The 17478-nt window shown below is 63.0% G+C and carries 19 protein-coding genes; 15 read left to right on the top strand and 4 right to left on the bottom strand.

The annotated features are described in order from the left end of the window. Nucleotides 1–3: 3 nt before the first annotated feature. A complete protein-coding gene (locus tag AUC68_RS18560; protein WP_425283207.1) occupies nt 4–447 on the bottom strand; it encodes a UbiA family prenyltransferase in 444 nt (147 codons plus the stop codon). Between the two features lie 270 nt (nt 448–717). On the opposite strand from AUC68_RS18560, the gene AUC68_RS03515 reads away from it, so the two are divergent. The 6 genes from AUC68_RS03515 to AUC68_RS03490 all read left to right on the top strand — a co-directional run bounded on the left by AUC68_RS03515 (nt 718) and on the right by AUC68_RS03490 (nt 7023). Next, entirely contained in the window at nt 718–1449 is a 732-nt protein-coding gene (locus AUC68_RS03515; RefSeq protein ID WP_069436370.1) for a 16S rRNA (uracil(1498)-N(3))-methyltransferase, read from the top strand. Between the two features lie 144 nt (nt 1450–1593). Beyond that, nucleotides 1594–2514: a ubiquinol oxidase subunit II gene (cyoA, locus tag AUC68_RS03510; protein ID WP_083240359.1), complete on the top strand. Its 921-nt coding sequence runs from the start codon at nt 1594–1596 to the stop codon at nt 2512–2514. An 11-nt stretch (nt 2515–2525) separates the two neighbouring features. Further along, nucleotides 2526–4559: a cbb3-type cytochrome c oxidase subunit I gene (locus AUC68_RS03505; protein ID WP_069436407.1), complete on the top strand. Its 2034-nt coding sequence runs from the start codon at nt 2526–2528 to the stop codon at nt 4557–4559. Beyond that, nucleotides 4556–5155, top strand: coding sequence for a cytochrome o ubiquinol oxidase subunit III (gene cyoC, locus AUC68_RS03500; protein WP_141701070.1), 600 nt, complete (start codon nt 4556–4558; stop codon nt 5153–5155). Before AUC68_RS03505 ends, cyoC begins: the two co-directional genes overlap by 4 nt. Beyond that, nucleotides 5155–5475 (top strand): cytochrome o ubiquinol oxidase subunit IV, encoded by a 321-nt coding sequence (cyoD, locus tag AUC68_RS03495; protein ID WP_069436369.1) that lies wholly within the window; start codon nt 5155–5157, stop codon nt 5473–5475. Before cyoC ends, cyoD begins: the two co-directional genes overlap by 1 nt. 165 nt (nt 5476–5640) lie before the next feature. After that, nucleotides 5641–7023: a glutamate--cysteine ligase gene (locus AUC68_RS03490; protein WP_069436368.1), complete on the top strand. Its 1383-nt coding sequence runs from the start codon at nt 5641–5643 to the stop codon at nt 7021–7023. Here AUC68_RS03490 and AUC68_RS03485 read toward each other — a convergent pair. Further along, nucleotides 7020–7877: a DUF3108 domain-containing protein gene (locus AUC68_RS03485; RefSeq protein ID WP_158008217.1), complete on the bottom strand. Its 858-nt coding sequence runs from the start codon at nt 7875–7877 to the stop codon at nt 7020–7022. The two genes, AUC68_RS03490 and AUC68_RS03485, sit on opposite strands and share 4 nt — an antisense overlap. 197 nt (nt 7878–8074) lie before the next feature. Continuing rightward, nucleotides 8075–9163, bottom strand: coding sequence for an alkene reductase (locus tag AUC68_RS03480; RefSeq protein ID WP_069436366.1), 1089 nt, complete (start codon nt 9161–9163; stop codon nt 8075–8077). A gap of 138 nt (nt 9164–9301) precedes the next feature. Between AUC68_RS03480 and AUC68_RS03475 the strand changes: the two genes are divergently transcribed. After that, entirely contained in the window at nt 9302–9664 is a 363-nt protein-coding gene (locus AUC68_RS03475) for a winged helix-turn-helix transcriptional regulator (RefSeq protein WP_069436365.1), read from the top strand. Between the two features lie 186 nt (nt 9665–9850). On the opposite strand, the gene AUC68_RS03470 is transcribed toward AUC68_RS03475, so the two are convergent. After that, on the bottom strand, nt 9851–10357 hold the full coding sequence (locus AUC68_RS03470; protein WP_069436364.1) for an invasion associated locus B family protein: 507 nt from the start codon (nt 10355–10357) through the stop codon (nt 9851–9853). 605 nt (nt 10358–10962) lie between these two features. Between AUC68_RS03470 and coxB the strand changes: the two genes are divergently transcribed. The 8 genes from coxB (at nt 10963) to AUC68_RS03435 (ending at nt 17410) form a co-directional block, all read left to right on the top strand. Then, nucleotides 10963–11796, top strand: coding sequence for a cytochrome c oxidase subunit II (gene coxB / locus AUC68_RS03465; protein ID WP_069436363.1), 834 nt, complete (start codon nt 10963–10965; stop codon nt 11794–11796). Nucleotides 11797–11870: 74 nt separating this feature from the next. Continuing rightward, nucleotides 11871–13481, top strand: a complete 1611-nt coding sequence (gene ctaD, locus AUC68_RS03460; RefSeq protein ID WP_069436362.1) for a cytochrome c oxidase subunit I — start codon at nt 11871–11873, stop codon at nt 13479–13481. 41 nt (nt 13482–13522) lie between these two features. Continuing rightward, nucleotides 13523–14491, top strand: a complete 969-nt coding sequence (locus tag AUC68_RS03455) for a heme o synthase (RefSeq protein ID WP_069436361.1) — start codon at nt 13523–13525, stop codon at nt 14489–14491. After that, nucleotides 14491–14634: a hypothetical protein gene (locus AUC68_RS16915; RefSeq protein ID WP_193407070.1), complete on the top strand. Its 144-nt coding sequence runs from the start codon at nt 14491–14493 to the stop codon at nt 14632–14634. Before AUC68_RS03455 ends, AUC68_RS16915 begins: the two co-directional genes overlap by 1 nt. Before the next feature lie 27 nt (nt 14635–14661). Then, nucleotides 14662–15258 (top strand): cytochrome c oxidase assembly protein, encoded by a 597-nt coding sequence (locus AUC68_RS03450; protein WP_069436360.1) that lies wholly within the window; start codon nt 14662–14664, stop codon nt 15256–15258. Nucleotides 15259–15317: 59 nt separating this feature from the next. Beyond that, on the top strand, nt 15318–16205 hold the full coding sequence (locus AUC68_RS03445; protein ID WP_069436359.1) for a cytochrome c oxidase subunit 3: 888 nt from the start codon (nt 15318–15320) through the stop codon (nt 16203–16205). Nucleotides 16206–16277: 72 nt separating this feature from the next. Beyond that, nucleotides 16278–16673, top strand: coding sequence for a DUF983 domain-containing protein (locus tag AUC68_RS03440; RefSeq protein WP_069436358.1), 396 nt, complete (start codon nt 16278–16280; stop codon nt 16671–16673). Between the two features lie 8 nt (nt 16674–16681). After that, nucleotides 16682–17410 (top strand): SURF1 family protein, encoded by a 729-nt coding sequence (locus AUC68_RS03435; RefSeq protein WP_069436357.1) that lies wholly within the window; start codon nt 16682–16684, stop codon nt 17408–17410. Nucleotides 17411–17478: the final 68 nt, after the last annotated feature.

Here is a 17478-nt window from a genome sequence, read left to right as displayed (position 1 = left end):
CGATCAGGCGTCGTCCTCGCGGTCCTGGTGCGCATAGATCGTGTCGTAGCCGATGGTCCAGGCGATGGCGCCCACATAGAGGATGACCGGCGCCCAGTCGAGCCGGCCGGTCACCGCCGCCCAGCCCATGAGTGCCCCCCAGTTGAAGGCCAGCCCCAGCACCGCCTGCGGCCAGTGGCTGATCCGCTTCACGAAAGGGTAGAGCGCCACGATCGGGATCACGGCAAAGCCGAGCCAGATCGAGAATGGATTGAGGCAGAGAAGCACGGCCAAGCCCACCAGGCACTGGGCCGCCAGGAAGACCATCGCGCCTTTGAGCGAGATTTGACCGCTGGGCAGGGGGCGCGTGCGCGTTCGCGCGACCTTTGCATCGATCTCCCGGTCGACAATGTCGTTATAGGTACATCCCGCGCCGCGCATGGCGACGGCGCCGATGGCGAACAGCACGAGCAGCCACGGATCCGGATAGCCGCGCCGGTGTGAAGCCCCGCCAAGGCCACCGACCAGAAGCAGGGCAGGCCCAGGAGGTAGAAGCCGATGGGACGGTCCGCACGCGCCAGCCGCAAATAGGGCAGGGCCCAGGCCGGCGCGTAACGGTCGACCCAGTTTTCCACCGAAGCATCGGCAACAGGTCGCCGGCGCCGTCGCCGGCTTTGCCTTCACTCTCCGGACGTGTCATGTGTCCTGCCGTTTCGCTTGCTTCGCCGCTTGTTGCCCATGCCCTCTAAACTGCCACGGCTGTTCGTCAGTCCCCGCTCGCGCGGGCGCGCCGATGTGGCGCTCGATCGGGATCAGGCGCACTACCTTGCAAATGTACTCCGCATGAAGCCGGACTCTTATGTCCTGATCTTCAACGGCGCGGATGGCGAATGGTGCGCGCGTGTGACCACCGCCGGCAAGAAGTCCATGAGTCTCGTCGCCGAGCACCAAACGCGACCGCAAGAAGGCGGGCCGGACCTCCATTATCTGTTTGCCCCGATCAAGCGGGCGCGCGTCGACTACATGGCGCAAAAGGCGACGGAGATGGGCGCGAGCGTCTGCCGCCCGACCATCACGCGTCGAACCGTGGCCGAGCGCATCAAGGTCGAGCGTCTCGCAGCCAATGCGGTCGAGGCCGCGGAGCAATGCGGCATCCTGCGGGTGCCGGAGGTGCGCGCACCGCAAAAGCTCGAAGACGTTCTATCCACCTGGGAGCCCGAGCGCCGTCTCGTTGTCGCAGACGAGACGGCCGCAGTCGCCTCCCCGCTCGACGTCCTGGCCGCGGAGGCGTCTCGTCCGCATGCTGTGTTGATCGGTCCCGAAGGAGGCTTCGACCCCGACGAACGCGCGCTGCTGCTGAAGCAGGACTTCGTGCTGCCGATTTCGCTCGGTCCACGCATCATGCGCGCGGACACGGCGGCGGTTGCATGTCTGACGCTCGTCAACGCCGTCTGGGGCGATTGGCGCTAGGCGAATGTAAAATTCCCCGCGATTCTGTGACTCGATTGTCACAGGTTGTGCACCAAGCTTGATCTATTCTCGCATTGACGGCCGCGAGCCATTACGGTCGCAAGCAGTCCAATCACATCGTTCCGGGGTCGAAGCAGCGAAGACATGATCGTCAGACACGCGCGCCCACTTCGATGGAATACGTGCGCCGCGGCCGCGATCGCCGTTGCGGCACTGACGCTGCTTTGCGGGGGCTGCACCGTACTGGACGGTCCGGTCTTGGATCCCAAGGGGCCGATCGCGCTCACCGAACGCAACCTTTTGTTCAAAGCCGTCGCGATCATGATGATTGTGATCGTTCCCGTGTTCATCATGGCGGCGGTCTTCACGCGGTATTTTCGCGGCACGAACCGTAAAGCGCGCTACACGCCGAACTTCGATTTCTACTGGCCGGCGGAGATCGTCGTTTGGGGCATCCCGGCGGCGATCGTTGTCTGGCTCGCATTCCATCTCTGGGAGAACACGTACAAGCTCGATCCCTATACGGAGATCGATCCCAGCGTGAAGCCGCTTCAGGTACAGGCCATCGCACAGGACTGGAAGTGGCTGTTCGTCTATCCGGAGCACGACATCGCGGTCGTCAACGAATTGGCCATGCCCGTCGGCAGGCCGGTGAGCCTCACGATCACGTCCGACACCGTCATGAACTCGCTCGTGATCCCGGCGCTCGGCGGGCAGATCTACGCCATGGCGGGGATGCAGACGCGGCTCAACCTGCTTGCGGACAAGGCCGGCACGTTCTGGGGGCGCAACGTTCAATATAGCGGCACCGGGTTCGCCGATCAGCAGTTCCAGACCCACGCGCAATCCAAAGAGGAGTTCGATGCGTGGGTGGAGAAGGTGAAGCAATCGGGCACGGCGCTTGACGCGGCGGCCTACGACGCGCTCGCAAAGCCCAGCCAAAAAGTTCCGGTGACGTACTACTCGGGCGTCGAACCCAATCTCTTCGACTGCATCATCGGCAAATACTCGCACGGCGACTCCGATCGCACGCCGAAATCTTCGAAAGCCGAAACGACGGAATAGGTCCAGTGGACATCTTCGGACGACTGACAATCGATTCCCTGCCGCTTTACAGCGCCGTCGCCGCGTCCGGTGCCGCGGTCACCGTGCTCGGCGGGCTCGCGGTCGCCGGCGCCATCACCTATTTCGGCGCCTGGCGGATGGTGATGACCCAATGGGTCTCGAGCGTCGATCACAAGAAGATCGGCATCATGTACATCATGCTGGCGCTGGTCATGCTCGTGCGCGGTTTCGTCGACGCGGCCATGATGCGCAGCCAGCAAGCCATCGCCTACAACAGCGACGGCTATCTGCCGCCGGATCATTTCGATCAGATCTTCTCGTCCCACGGCACGATCATGATCTTCTTCATGGCCATGCCCTTCCTGTCGGGACTTGCGAACCTTATCGTGCCGCAGCAGATCGGCTCGCGCGACGTGGCGTTCCCCTTCATGAATTCGGTCAGCCTGTGGCTCACCACGGCAGGCGCGGGGCTCATGCTCCTGTCGCTCGTCATCGGCAAGTTCTCCACGGCGGGCTGGACCGGCTATCCGCCTTATTCCGGGGTGGAGTACACGCCCGGCGTTGGCGTGGATTACTGGCTGTGGATGGTGTTCATCGCGGGCTTCGGCACCACGATGACCGGCATCAATTTCCTGGTGACGATCCTCAAGAACCGCGCACCCGGCATGACGATGTTCCGCCTGCCGCTCTTCACCTGGACCATCTTCGTCACGTCGGTCCTGATCATCTTCGCCTTTCCCGCGCTCACGGTTGCGACGGGCATGCTGATCCTCGACCGCAATTTCGGCTTCCACTTCTTCACCAACGCCATGGGCGGGAACATGATGAACTACATCAACCTGTTCTGGTTGTGGGGTCATCCGGAGGTCTACATCCTCATTCTTCCGGCCTTCGGCGTTTTCTCCGAGGTCGTGTCGGTGTTCAGCCAGAAGCGTCTGTTCGGCTATGTCTCGCTCGTCTGCGCGACCATGGCCATCGGGCTCCTGTCCTTCACGGTGTGGCTGCATCACTTCTTCACCATGGGATCGAGCGCGCGGGTCAACTCGTTCTTCGGCACGATGACCACGATCATCTCGGTCCCAACGGGCGTGAAAGTGTTCGATTGGTTGCTGACCATGTATCGCGGCCGCATCATCTTCAAACCGCCAATGCTCTTTACCATCGGTTTTCTGGTGACCTTCGTGATCGGCGGCCTGTCCGGCGTCCTCCTGGCGCTGCCGCCCATCGACTACCTGATGCACAACACGACGTTCCTCGTCGCGCACTTCCACAACATGATCATCCCGGGCGTGCTGTTCGGCTATCTGGCGGGCTACATGTACTGGTTCCCCAAGGCGTTCGGCTTCAAGCTCAACGAGAAATGGGGCACGCGTGCCTTCTGGTGCTGGATCGTCGGCTTCTACCTCGCCTTCATGCCGCTCTACGTGCTCGGCCTGCTCGGCATGCCGCGCCGGATGGAGCATTACGACATCGCGGCCTGGCAGCCCCATCTCATCGTCGCTTGGGTCGGCGCCTTCATCATCATGCTCGGCATGATCTGCCTCGGGGTGCAGCTCGTGGTCAGCATTCGCGACCGCAAGGACGCGCTCGATCTCACGGGCGATCCCTGGAACGGCCGCTCGCTCGAATGGGCCACCTCATCGCCGGCGGCACCCTATAATTTCGCCGTGCTGCCCAAGGTGGAAGCCCGCGAAGCCTGGTGGGACATGAAGCAGCGCGGCGTCGCCTATCAGCGGCCGGAACAATACGAAGACATCGTCATGCCGAAGAACACCTATGTGGGCTTTGTGATCGGCATCGCGGGCTTCGTGTTCGGCTTCGCCATGATCTGGTGGATGTGGTGGCTGGCGCTTCTGTCGCTGGCCGTGATCTTGGGCGCGATCGTCTACCGCGCGTCCGACGACGACGATGAGTTCGTCATGACCGCGAGCGAGGTGAAGGCCATCGAGGACGAACGCTTCGCCCAGCTGGCCAAGGCGCCCAAGAACGAGCTGGCGGACGAGCCCGGCTTTGCCGGCGAGCCCGCGGCGGAGCCCGCCACATGAGCAGCATCGCCGACATGACCATCAGCCCGCGCGACGCGGAGCGTTACGAGGAGAAGGATTTCGGCTTCTGGCTCTATCTGATGAGCGATGCCGTCATCTTCGCCTGCCTCTTCGCCACGTACCTGGTGATGGTCGGCAACGCGGCCGGCGGGCCGACGCCGAAGGACGTGTTCAGTCTGGAGCGGGCCGCGGCGGAGACCGCGCTGCTGCTCTTGAGCAGCACGACGTTCGGTGTCGCGGCCGTCGCGCTATCGGCCGGCGAGCGGGGCAAAGTGCTGATGTGGCTCGCCGTTACCTTCTTGCTCGGCGCCGGCTTCATTGTCCTGGAGTTCGGCGAGTTCAGCGGCATGATCGCCGAAGGGGCGGGGCCCGACCGGAGCGGGTTCCTGTCCGCCTTCTTCACGCTGGTCGGTACGCACGGGTTTCACGTCAGTGTGGGCCTGATCTGGATCCTGGTGATGATCGGGCAGGTGTTCTTCAAAGGCCTCACCGCGCCGGTCGCCTCGCGGCTCATGCGGCTCGGCCTGTTCTGGCACTTCCTCGACATCATTTGGGTCGTGATCTTCTCTGTGGTCTATCTGCCGGGGTTGATGTGATGGAGATCAAGTCGGGCCTTCCCATCGAGCGGACCATCAAGCCGTACCTGATCGGTCTTGCGCTGGCGGTTGTTCTGACTGCCATACCTTTCGGTCTCGTTGCGGCGGGATCGCTACCGCGCCAGACCACGCTGATTGTCATCGCGGTGCTCGCCGTGATTCAGATCCTGGTCCATCTGCGGTTCTTCCTGCATATCGACTTCAAGACGACACCGCGCGAGAATCTCGTCGCCCTGGCATTCGCCGTCGTCCTGATCTGCATCATGGTGGGCGGCAGCCTTTGGATCATGTTCGACCTCTACCATCGTATGATGGTCTGACCGCCGTCACGCGCTGTCATCAAGCCTCTGTTATTGCGCGGAACTGTCTCTTGCCGCGCCGGTCGCCGCGTACGATAAAGTGACCCATTCGAGCCTCGCAGTCGCGCCCGGGCGCATGTGCTGGCGGATCCTCTTTTCTACCGACCCAAGCGGAGTTCTCCTCACATGTCGACACGCGCTGACGGGCCCAAGAGCCCCATCATCGAGTCGCGGGATGAACTCGTCGCGTATTTGGAGTCTGGCTCCAAGCCGGAGTCCGAATGGCGCATCGGTACGGAGCACGAGAAATTCGGCTTCAACGTCACCGACAATTCGCCGGTTCCCTATGACGGGCCACGGGGGATCGGCGCGCTTCTGGAAGCGCATCACAATTGCTTCGGCTGGGACACGATCCGCGAGAACGGCAACATCATTGCGCTGTCGTGCTCGGATTGTCCCATTGGCGGATCGATTAGCCTCGAGCCCGGCGGCCAGCTCGAACTCTCCGGCGCGCCGCTGAAGACGATCCACGAAACCGAGGCTGAACTGCGCCAGCACCTGTCGCAAATCGGCGCGGTCGCGCATCAGCTCGGCATCGGCTTTCTCGGGCTGGGCTTCTCGCCCAAATGGACTCTCGACGAGACGCCGCTCATGCCGAAGGACCGGTATCGCATCATGATGCAGTACATGCCGACCCGCGGGAGCCACGGTCTCGATATGATGTTCCGCACGGCGACCGTGCAGGTGAACATGGATTTCAGCGGAGAGGCGGACATGGTTCGCAAGCTCCGCGTCGGTCTCGCGCTTCAGCCCGTCGTGACCGCGCTGTTTGCCAGCTCCCCATTCAAGGAGGGAAAGCTCAACGGCTTTCAGTCCTACCGCGCGCAGATGTGGCAGGACACCGATCCCGACCGGACCGGCGGGTTGCCCTTTGCCTTCGAGGACGGCATGGGCTTTGAGCGCTATGTGGACTATGCGCTCGATGTTCCGATGTATTTCGTCTATCGCGACGGCCGCTATATCGATGTCGCCGGCGCGTCGTTTCGCGATTTTCTGAACGGCAAGCTGGAGGCGCTGCCAGGCGAACGGCCCAGCATCGACGATTGGGCCGACCACCTCACCACGCTCTTCCCCGAGGTGCGCCTCAAGAAGTTCCTGGAGATGCGCGGTGCCGATGCCGGACCCCTCGGTCTCCTGTTGGCGCTTCCGGCTCTTTGGGCCGGGCTTTTCTACGACACGTCCGCGCTGGACAACGCGGCATCGCTCGTCGAGAGCTGGATGGAGGAGGAGCGCCGGGACATGCGTCTTACCGTGCCGCGCACAGGGCTCGCGACGCCGTTCCGGGGCCGCACGTTGCGCGACATCGCCCGCGAAATCCTGGCGCTGGCGGAAGGCGGCCTCTTGCGGCGCGCCAAACGCAACGACAAGGGACATGACGAAACGCGGATGCTTCGCCCCCTCATGGAGATCGCGGAGACGGGCCGCACCGAAGCGGATCGCCTCGTCGCCGCCTATGAAGGGCCTTGGGGCGGCAACATCGACCGGCTGTTCGAGACTGAAGCGCTCTAGCGCGCGCTGGCGCGCCGCGGCGCGGCGGCCCCGGCTTCGAGTTGCGTGAGCGTCACCGTGCCGTTGCCCCAGGCCGTCGGCACCACGACCTTGTAGGGGACGAAGAGCTGCGTTCCCGGAACCGGCACCAGCCACGCCTCGATGTCCTTGGATTTCTGAAGAAACGCCACGGTCGAACTTTCTGCGCGGTGGCCGCCGATGGGCGTGTATCGGACCGCGCACACCGCGGCGGTCCGAAGGCCGTCGGGCGCGCGCGCGCCGAGCTCAGCGGTCCGCTTCGGCGACAAGGTCAGCTCGAAGAGCCGCTTGCCGTCGAAGATCCGCAAAGTCCCGTTGCAGACGGCCGTGTCGCCGGCGGGCAGGTTGGCGCTGATGGCGAGGAAGGCCGCCGTCGCCGGGTCGAGCACGTTTCGGAGCTGATCGTTCGAGAGGGGGACGGCTTTCCTGTCGGGCCTCTTCTTCGGCTTCCGCGTGACCTGCCGGACGGATCCTCGGTTGAAGAAGATTTGCAATTGCTGCGTCTTCTTGTTGTCGGAATAGGTGAAGTCGAAGTGCTGGGGCTTGGAGGTCGCGCTGGCGCGCACACCGTTGCTCTCAATCGTGCCATCGGCCCTGTACAGAAGCCCGCCCAGGATCGAGAACGCGCCGTTCGCCTTGAGCGCATAGGCGTCGCGGTTCACCGTGGCGGTCATGTCGAACGTGCCGAGATCGATCGCCGCGACGCCGACGTCATAGGTGGCGCGGATCCGTGTTCCCTGGAGGGCGGCTTCGCCGAGGACGGAGCTCGGCAGCACAAGACAGACGAGGGCGACGCCCAGTTGCCTCGTCCAGATGCCGATATATCCAATCCGCATGGCCATCGCTTCAGCGCCCATCCTCAAGAGCCCGACAGGGTGCGGAACAGTCTAACCAAGACCGCGCCGAAATTGTGAGCGGCGGCATGAGGGCGGTCACACGAGACGGGCAAAGGGATCGGCACAAGGGATCGGCACAGGGGAACGGGTCGAGGGAGGGGCCGTTGCCCGGCTCCTCCCTTGGACGCTCAAATGAACTAAGCGACCTCGTCCAGCGTCGGATAGTCGGTATACCCCGCCGCATCGCCGCCATAGAAGGTCTGCGGGTCCGGCGTATTCAACGGCGCGTCCTGGCGGAAGCGTTTCACAAGATCCGGATTGGCGATGAACAGCGACCCGAACGCAACGAGATCCGCTTGTCCGGACTCGACGGCGTCGATCGCCATCTGCCGGTCATAGGCGTTGTTCGCCATGTAGGCGCCCGAGAAGTTCGCGCGCAGTGTTTGGATCGCGCCCTTCGGAAAGCTGCGGGGGCCGCCTGTTTCGCCTTCGACGAGATGGACGTAGCCGAGCTTCGCGTCGTTCGCACGGGCGATCGCCGCGCTGAAGGTCGTCAGCGGATCGCTGTCGGTCATGTCGTTGAAACTCGAGAACGGGCTGAACCGCACGCCCACCCGCTTCGACGGATAAACGCTCGCGACCGCCTCGAGGACCTCGGCGAGAAAGCGCGTGCGCTTGTCCGGCGTCCCGCCATATTCGTCCTCGCGCTTGTTGGTGCCGTCGCGCAGGAACTGGTCGATCAGATAGCCGTTTGCCGCATGAATCTCCACGCCGTCGAAACCGGCTGCCTTCGCGTTCTCCGCCGCCGTCCGGTAGTCGCCGACCACGCGGGCGATCTCACCGGTGTCGAGCGCGCGCGGCTCGGACACGTCAGCGAAGCCCGTCGCGATAAAGGTCTGGCTCTTGGCGGCGATCGGGGAGGGCGCGACCGGGGCCTGCCCGCCGGGCAGGAGCGAAACATGCGAGATGCGCCCCACGTGCCAGAGCTGCGCGAACATGCGCCCGCCTGCCTCGTGCACGGCATCGGTCACCGTCTTCCAGCCGACGACTTGCTCGTCGCTGTGAATGCCGGGCGTCTGGATGTAGCCCTTGCCTTCTGGCGAAATCTGCGTGCCCTCGCTGATGATCAGGCCGGCGCTTGCCCGCTGGGCGTAGTAGGTGGCGTTGAGCGCGTGGGGCACGTCGCCGCCGGGCAACGCACGGTTGCGGGTCAACGGTGCCATGACAATTCGGTTTGGAAGAGTAAGGTCGCCAAGGTCGAGTGGGCTAAAAAGCTTCGGGTCCATGATCTGCCAGCCTCCTGATACGCAGCATGATGTCGGAGACCGCCTGCGCATGACGCGCGGGCGGTCAGTGCGCGCTTGACTTAGGAGGATAGGTTTCCTTATTCAACCAGTTTACAGTTTGTAACCTAGTGAGGACCGATGTCCGATAGTGTCTCCGTCAACGACCGGCCGGGTAGCGGCGCGCCACAGCCGAAACAGTGCGATGAGCCCTGTCCGATCGAGCGTGGCATGCGGCTGCTTGGCGGGAAGTGGAAGGCCTCCATCCTTTGGCATTTGAAGGCGGGCCCGATGCGCTTCAACGCGCTGTCGCGAGAACTTGGCGGTGCGAGCAAGAAAATGATCGCCGAGCGTCTCAAGGAGATGGAAGAGAGTGGGCTGGTCCACCGCGAGGTCGTTGCCACCAAGCCCGTGGCCGTGACCTACCAGCTCACGCCGTTCGGACATTCGGCGCTTGGAATCCTGGTGTCGCTGCACGATTGGTGCGAGGAACACGGCGTCTAAGGCGCATGGGCCGCGGTCACTTGAACCGGTCCGCCGCGACGCCATATAGTTTCCAAGTCACGCCCGTCTCCGATCCCTGCACGGACACCGGGCGTTTTCCGTCCCCCAAGACGGACGAATCGGCGGCGGAATTCTCCTTTTCCGCCGCCGATTTTTTATGTGCAGCGCGCAGGTTCCGGGACGCCGCTATTTGAGCTCGGAAAATGCGTTGGTGAAGCCCTGCAGCGAGACGGGGATGCCGATGCCGGCCTCCGGCGTATCGAACACGATGAAGATCGCGTTCTCGCCCTTTTTCAGTTTCGCGATGACCTCGTCCTGGAGCACGACCTCGGCCACGCAGCCGCGCTTGCCGCATTTCAGGAAGGGCGCGTTGCCGACATCCTCGCCGTCGATCTTGAGCCCGAGGCCCGTGGGCAAGAGGACGCCGAGGGGAACCACCACCCGCAACAGCTTCTTGTCCTCGCCGATAGCCTTATAGAAGACGACGGTCAGTCCGACATTCGGGCGGTCCTCGGCCGTTACGCTCTGGACCAGAGCGCATTTTTCCTCCCGGGCGCGGGCGGCGTCCGGCAGCTCAACTGCCAGGCCCCGTACGTGCCGCGCACCACGCTGCCTGGGCCCGTGGCGCCCGGAGCGGCGTCGGGTTCTTGTGCCCGCGCGGGCGGGGCGACCGTGAAGACCGCGATGAGGCAAAGCGCGACGAAAGGAAGCAGGGCCCGGACGAGGCGCGGCCGGCGGGTGCGGTCCCGCGAATCGAATCGTCGTGTAAGAGCCAGTGTAGGGAAAATGAGCATGGAGCGGACCGGCCTTCCAGCGACTGATCGGGCGTGTCTAGGACTCTGCGGGTACGCGACTGCACTTGCGATGCGTCCCATTCGGCTCAACAGAGCAACAAGGCCATTCGCCGTGCAATAGGGCCAAAATTCGACGACAGCCTTATTGGGAAACTTGACGTAGGTCAGGTTGTTGAAGGCGCGTAACGCCTGCCGGGTGCCAAATCAACTTGCGAGCGAATTTGGCGGACCGGAACGTGCGGACGCAACTGAAAACTGAATCATGACTGTTGCCAATCAATATCCTTTATGATTTTAAAAATACACAATAAGTGCTGGCTTCTGGGCTATGCTGGGCCGGCAAATAAAATGCTTCTAGCGGGGCGACGCCAATATTCTGCGCAAGCTTATTCGCGCCGCCTTTGCGAGGGTGAGCGTGGGGTGCAAGGCCCGCGCTTGGCGATAATCGCACTCTGACCCCTGTCAACCAGGAGTGGCCAGAGAGCAGGCTTTGGGAGTGAAGGGATGGGGATGTTGCACCGAGCATTGATGGGTCTTGTCGCGCTTGCGAGTCTCAGCGCAAGCGGTTCCGCTCTTGCCGAAGACCTACCGCTGGGGCAGGCACACCCTTGGCAGATCAAGTTCCAGGAAGCGGCGACGCCGATCATGGCGCAGATCACCGACTTCCATAATTACGTAACGGCCATCATCATCGCCATTACGCTGTTCGTTCTCGCTCTGATGATCATCGTCATGGTCCGCTTCAACGAGAAGAGCAATCCCGAACCGTCCCGGACCTCGCACAACACCCTCTTGGAAGTCGCGTGGACGGTCATTCCGATCTTCATTCTGGTTGCCATCGCCATCCCGTCGTTCCGCTTGCTGTTCGCCCAGTACGACTTCCCCAAGGCGGACGTGTCCATCACGGCCACCGGGGCCCAGTGGTATTGGAGCTACGAATACCCGGACGAGGACATCGCCTTCGATTCGATCATGGTGCCGGACGCGAACCTGAAGCCCGGCCAGCCGCGGCTGCTGACGGTCGACAACGAGGTCGTCGTCCCGGTCGGTGCGAACGTCGTCGTCGGTCTCAAGTCCAACGATGTCATCCACGACTGGGCGGTCCCGTCCTTTGGCATCAAGCTCGACGCCGTGCCGGGCCGTCTCCAGCAGACGTGGTTCCGCGCGGAGAAGGAAGGCTGGTTCTACGGCCAGTGCTCCGAGCTTTGCGGGCGCAATCATGCCTTCATGCCGATCGCCATTCGTGTCGTCTCCCAGGAAGAGTACGATGCATGGGTCGCGAGCAAGAAGTCGGCATCGATCGATACCAAGGGTAAGGTGGCCTCGGCGCGGGATTAGCGCCGCACTGGCCTTAAGAGCATACGGCCTGAAGGCCGGATACGGACACAAAAGGACGACAAGGGAAGACAGTCATGGCGAACAATGCCCAGGCAGAAGCGGCCCATCACGATCACGACGATCACCCGCACGGATTGCGGCGCTGGCTGTTCTCGACGAACCACAAGGACATCGGCACCCTTTATCTGATCCTGTCCCTGGTCGGCGGCGTCGTCGGTGCCTTGCTCTCCATGGGCATGCGGGCCGAGCTCATGCAGCCCGGTATGCAAATCTTCGGCAATCCGGAGATGTTCAACGTCTTCGTCACGGCGCACGGACTGATCATGGTGTTCTTCGCGGTCATGCCGGCCACGATGGGTGCCTTCGGCAACTGGATGGTGCCGCTGATGATCGGCGCGCCGGACATGGCCTTCCCGCGCATGAACAACATCTCGTTCTGGCTGCTGGCGATGGCATTCGTTCTGCTGGTCTCCTCGCTCTTCATGCCGGGCGCTCCGGGGTCGACAGGCGCTGGCGCGGGCTGGACGATCTACGCGCCGCTCTCCACATACGGAACGCCGGGCGTGTCGGTCGACTTCGCCATTCTCGCCCTTCATCTCGGCGGTGCGTCGTCGATCTTGGGCGCCATCAACTTCATCACCACGATCCTGAACATGCGCGCGCCGGGCATGACTCTGCACAAGATGCCGCTGTTCGTGTGGTCGATCCTGGTCACGGCCTTCCTGCTGCTGCTGTCCCTGCCTGTGCTGGCCGGCGCCATCACCATGCTGCTGACGGACCGCAATTTCGGGACCGCCTTCTTCGACTCAAAGCATGGCGGCGATCCGCTTCTGTGGCAGCACCTGTTCTGGTTCTTCGGTCACCCCGAAGTGTACATCATGATCCTGCCGGGCTTCGGCATCATCAGCCAGATCGTGGCGACGTTCTCCCGGAAGCCGGTGTTCGGCTATCTCGGCATGGCCTATGCCATGGTCGCCATCGGCGTGATCGGCTTCGTGGTTTGGGCCCATCACATGTATGCGGCGGGTCTCGACGTGAACACGCAGGCCTACTTCGTGTTCGCCACGATGGTGATCGCCGTGCCGACGGGTGTGAAGATCTTCTCGTGGATCGCGACCATGTGGGGCGGTTCCATCCAGTTCAAGACACCCATGCTCTGGGCGCTCGGCTTCATCTTCCTGTTCACCGTTGGTGGCGTGACGGGCGTGATGCTGTCGAATGCCGGCGTCGACCGGTCCTTGCATGACACCTATTACGTGGTGGCGCATTTCCACTACGTTCTGTCGCTTGGGGCCGTCTTCTCGCTCTTTGCGGGCTGGTACTATTGGTCGCCGAAGATGTACGGCTACATGTACTCCGAATTCTGGGGCAAGCTGCACTTCTGGACCATGTTCATCGGCGCCAATCTGGCCTTCTTCCCGCAGCACTTCCTGGGTCTGGCGGGCATGCCGCGCCGTTATGCGGACTACCCGGATGCCTATGCGGGCTGGAATCTGGTGTCGTCGATCGGCGCCTATCTCGCCTTCATCGGCTTTGTCCTCTTCTTCGTCGGCCTGATCGTGCAGTTCTCCCGCAAGGAGAAGGCCGCGGCCAATCCTTGGGGTCCAGGCGCCACGACGCTGGAGTGGACGGTCTCCTCGCCGCCTCCGTTCCACACCTTCGATACGCTTCCGCGCATCAAGTAGGGTTCGGCGCGCCGGATTGAGGCGCGGGAGTAATAAGGCCGATGACAGACACGACTGTCGAAACGACACGAGGCAGCTTGGACGTCGCCCTTGGGAGTAACCTTGGGGGCGACGTCTCCGACTATGCCGCGCTGCTGAAGCCGCGCGTGATGTTCCTCGTGGTGTTCACGGCGCTTGTCGGGCTGGTTGTCGCGCCGGTGCACATGCATCCCGTCCTCGCCATTGCCGCGCTCATCTGCATCGCGGTCGGCGCGGGCGCGTCGGGCGCACTGAACATGTGGTACGACGCGGACATCGATGCCCGGATGGCTCGCACGGCGTCCCGTCCGCTGCCGCAAGGCGCGCTCACACGCAACGAGGCTCTGGCCTTTGGCGCCGTGCTTGGGACCGGCTCGGTGCTCTGTCTCGGGCTCATGGTGAATTGGGTCGCCGCCGGACTCCTCGCCTTCACGATCGGCTTCTACGTCTTCGTCTACACGATGTGGCTGAAGCGCTCCACGCCCCAGAATATCGTCATCGGCGGCGCCGCGGGCGCGCTGCCGCCCATGATCGGCTGGGCCGCGGCCACGGGGACGGTGAGCCTCGAGTCCTTCGTGATGTTCCTCATCATCTTCATGTGGACGCCACCACACTTCTGGGCCTTGGCGCTGATCCGCAGTTCCGACTACGAACGGGCCGGCGTTCCCATGCTGCCCGTGACCCACGGTGCCGACGCGACGCGCCGGCAGATTCTGATCTACAGCCTCATCCTGGTGCCGCTCGGCATGGTACCCTCGGTGATGGGCTTCGGCGGCTCGCTGTACACCTTGATCGCCGCGATCTTCGGCGCGTTCTTCTTGGTGTTCGCGATCGATTGCTACCGGGAGCGCGAGGGAGAGGCGGCCGAGCGGGCCGCGAAGAATCTCTTCGCCTATTCGATCCTCTATTTGTTCGTTCTCTTCGCGGTTCTGCTCGTCGAGCACGGCTTCGGGATTGAGGGTCTCGCGGTGCCGCGTATTTGGACGTCGTGATGAAAGATGCAGAAGTTGAACGCAAACGCCGCCAACGCAGAAGGTCTCTGGCAATCGCATGGACGCTCGCGGTGCTTGTCATTTTGTTCTTTATCGTCACCATTGTCCGGATCGGCGGGAACGTCGCCATCCGGCAGATCTGATGTGAAAGGCCGTACAGCGTGACGGAAATGAGCGATAGCGGTTCCAAAACGGCACCACGCGACAAGCGTGGGCTCGTTGCGCTTGCGCTCGCGGGCATTGCGGCCGGGATGGTTGGTTTGTCGTTCGCCGCGGTTCCGCTTTACCGGTTGTTCTGCCAGCAAACGGGCTACGGCGGCACCACGCAGGTTGCGACCGTCGCCCCGGACCATGTCCTCGATCGAACGATCAAGGTCCGCTTCGACACGAACGTGGACCGGGATCTTCCCTGGCAGTTCTCGGCGGAGAAGCGCTCGGTGGAGGTCAAGATCGGCGATACGGCGTTGGTGTTCTTCACCGCGCACAACGACACGGACAAGCCCGTCAGCGGCACCGCCGGGTTCAATGTGGCGCCGGAGGCGGTGGGGCGCTATTTCAAGAAGATCGAGTGCTTCTGCTTCAAGCAACAAACGCTTGCCGCGGGAGAGAGCATCGAGATGCCCGTCACGTTCTTCATCGACCCGGCTTTCGCCGAGGATGTGAACACAAAGAATACCGAGGAGATAACGCTGTCCTATACCTTCTACCGGAGCGACGACCCGTCGGACGTCGCCGCCGTGCCGGGGGATAGGACGCCGGGATCGTAAACGACACGGCGCGGCTAGGCGCGCCATAAAGATCGATTGGGGAGGAAGGGGAACGCACGATGGCCCAGGCCCACGCAAAACCGCAACACGACTATCACCTGCTCAACCCGAGTCCGTGGCCGCTTGTCGGATCCATCGGCGGCTTGGTGCTGGCGCTGGGTGCCCTCATGTTTTTCATGAGCAAGAAGGCCGGCGACCCGCAGCTCTGGTACGTTCTCCCGGGCCTCGCGATCGTCCTCATCACCATGTTCGGCTGGTGGCGCGACGTCATCAAGGAAGAGGCCGAGGGTCATCAATCGCCGGTGGTCCAGCTGCATCTCCGCTACGGCATGATCCTGTTCATCGCCTCGGAGGTGATGTTCTTCGTGGCTTGGTTCTGGGCCTATTTCGACGTGGCCCTCTTTCCCGACGATGCCGTGACCTATGCCCGTACGCAGGTCACCGGCGGCGTTTGGCCGCCGGTCCCGAGCGCTGAGACCGACGTTCCGGGCCTCGGCTTCTTCGGGCACACCTTTGATCCTTGGGGGCTGCCCTGGGTCAACACGCTGATCCTGCTGACGTCAGGCACCACGGCGACTTGGGCGCACCACGCCATGCTGCACGACGACCGGAAGGGCCTCATCTGGGGTCTGACCTGTACCGTGGTTCTGGGCATTCTCTTCACCTGCCTGCAGGCCTACGAGTACATGCATGCCGGCTTCGGCTTTTCCAACCACATCTACGGGTCCACGTTCTACATGGCCACGGGCTTCCATGGCTTCCATGTGATCGTGGGCACGATCTTCCTGCTGGTGTGTCTGTTCCGGGCGCTGGCGGGTCATTTCACGCCGCACAAGCATTTCGGCTTTGAAGCCGCGGCCTGGTATTGGCATTTCGTCGACGTCGTGTGGCTGTTCCTGTTCTGCTCCATCTATATTTGGGGCGCGGGAGCGAATGCCGGCCACTAGCGGCACGACACACCGGAACCGTTTGGGGGCGGTCGCACGGCCGCCCCTTTCTGTTTTGGCCGAGAGGCAGATATGAACGACTCCCATAGCCCGAAAGCGGCTCCGCCCCTGAGCGCGACCCTGTTGGCGGGAATCCTCGGGCGCTGCCCATCGTGCCACAAGGGCAAGATGTTCGACGGCTATTTGACCTTGGCGCCATCCTGCAGTGTCTGCGGTCTCAATTACGACTTCGCCGATTCCGGCGACGGGCCCGCGATCTTCGTGATGCTCATTACGGGCTTCATCATCGTCGGGGCCGCGCTTTACGTCGAGGCCGTCTACCAGCCGCCATACTGGGTGCATGCCCTCGCTTGGGGCACGGCGGCGCTCATTCTGCCACTTCTTCTGCTTCGGAGTTTCAAGGGAGTCCTGATTGCGCTCCAGTACCGGCACAAGGCCGAAGAAGGCAAACTGGTGTCGGACCGATAGCGGCGCCCATGACTGTTCCGGCACTCCTCAGGCTTTCCTTGGCCGTGCTCGTCGGCTTTGCCCTCCTGGTCTGGCTGGGCATGTGGCAGCTCGACCGGCTCGAATGGAAAGAGCGCCTGATCGAGCGCATCGAGACGCGCAGTGCGCGCACGCCCGTGACGCTGGAACGTGCGGTCGAGCTCGACGGCAAATTGCGGGATGCGAGCTACCTGCGCGTGACGACCGAGGGCCGGTACCACAACGACCTGGAACGCTACCTCTACGCCATCTCGGCGGATGGCCAGCCGGGCTGGCATGTGGTCACGCCCTTGGAGACGGCCTCGGGGCATGTCGTTCTCGTCGACCGGGGCTTCGTGCCTGAGCAGTTCCGGTCCCCCGAGGCGCGCAAAGAGGGGCAGTTCCAGAACGTGGTCACGGTCACGGGCCTATTGCGCACGCCCGAAACGCCCAGCCTGTTCTCGCCCGACAACGATGTGGAAGCCAACCAATGGTTCACGCGCGATCTTGGCGGCATGGCGCGGTCCATGTTTCCGGGCGGAGCTGTGAATGTGGTCCCGTTCTACCTCGAGGCGGTCGAGAGCGAGGTCCCGGGCGGCTGGCCGAAAGGCGGCCAGACCCGGCTCGAGCTGCCCAACAAGCACCTGCAATACGCTCTGACTTGGTTCTTGCTGGCCGCTTGCCTGCTCGTGATCTACCTCGTCTATGTCTGGAGCGCCCTCTCGGGCAGACGGCCTTAACCGTGCTGCCGGGCCATGTTGCGGGGCTGCGCTCCGGGGGCTAGGGTCTGGCAAAAAGGCTATAGTTT

Source organism: Methyloceanibacter methanicus (assembly GCF_001723285.1).
Classification (GTDB): domain Bacteria; phylum Pseudomonadota; class Alphaproteobacteria; order Rhizobiales; family Methyloligellaceae; genus Methyloceanibacter; species Methyloceanibacter methanicus.
Note: the sequence above shows the minus strand (reverse complement) of the source record. Positions and strands in the feature narration are given on the sequence as shown.

Excerpts from the sequence above, each read along its gene's own strand:
- AUC68_RS03515 (WP_069436370.1), top strand. The coding sequence starts at position 718 with ATGCCCTCTAAACTGCCACGGCTGTTCGTCAGTCCCCGCTCGCGCGGG.
- cyoA (WP_083240359.1), top strand. The coding sequence starts at position 1,594 with ATGATCGTCAGACACGCGCGCCCACTTCGATGGAATACGTGCGCCGCG.
- cyoC (WP_141701070.1), top strand. The coding sequence starts at position 4,556 with ATGAGCAGCATCGCCGACATGACCATCAGCCCGCGCGACGCGGAGCGT.
- cyoD (WP_069436369.1), top strand. The coding sequence starts at position 5,155 with ATGGAGATCAAGTCGGGCCTTCCCATCGAGCGGACCATCAAGCCGTAC.
- AUC68_RS03490 (WP_069436368.1), top strand. The coding sequence starts at position 5,641 with ATGTCGACACGCGCTGACGGGCCCAAGAGCCCCATCATCGAGTCGCGG.
- AUC68_RS03485 (WP_158008217.1), bottom strand. The coding sequence starts at position 7,877 with ATGCGGATTGGATATATCGGCATCTGGACGAGGCAACTGGGCGTCGCC.
- AUC68_RS03480 (WP_069436366.1), bottom strand. The coding sequence starts at position 9,163 with ATGGACCCGAAGCTTTTTAGCCCACTCGACCTTGGCGACCTTACTCTT.
- AUC68_RS03475 (WP_069436365.1), top strand. The coding sequence starts at position 9,302 with ATGTCCGATAGTGTCTCCGTCAACGACCGGCCGGGTAGCGGCGCGCCA.
- coxB (WP_069436363.1), top strand. The coding sequence starts at position 10,963 with ATGGGGATGTTGCACCGAGCATTGATGGGTCTTGTCGCGCTTGCGAGT.
- ctaD (WP_069436362.1), top strand. The coding sequence starts at position 11,871 with ATGGCGAACAATGCCCAGGCAGAAGCGGCCCATCACGATCACGACGAT.
- AUC68_RS03455 (WP_069436361.1), top strand. The coding sequence starts at position 13,523 with ATGACAGACACGACTGTCGAAACGACACGAGGCAGCTTGGACGTCGCC.
- AUC68_RS16915 (WP_193407070.1), top strand. The coding sequence starts at position 14,491 with ATGAAAGATGCAGAAGTTGAACGCAAACGCCGCCAACGCAGAAGGTCT.
- AUC68_RS03450 (WP_069436360.1), top strand. The coding sequence starts at position 14,662 with ATGAGCGATAGCGGTTCCAAAACGGCACCACGCGACAAGCGTGGGCTC.
- AUC68_RS03445 (WP_069436359.1), top strand. The coding sequence starts at position 15,318 with ATGGCCCAGGCCCACGCAAAACCGCAACACGACTATCACCTGCTCAAC.
- AUC68_RS03440 (WP_069436358.1), top strand. The coding sequence starts at position 16,278 with ATGAACGACTCCCATAGCCCGAAAGCGGCTCCGCCCCTGAGCGCGACC.
- AUC68_RS03435 (WP_069436357.1), top strand. The coding sequence starts at position 16,682 with ATGACTGTTCCGGCACTCCTCAGGCTTTCCTTGGCCGTGCTCGTCGGC.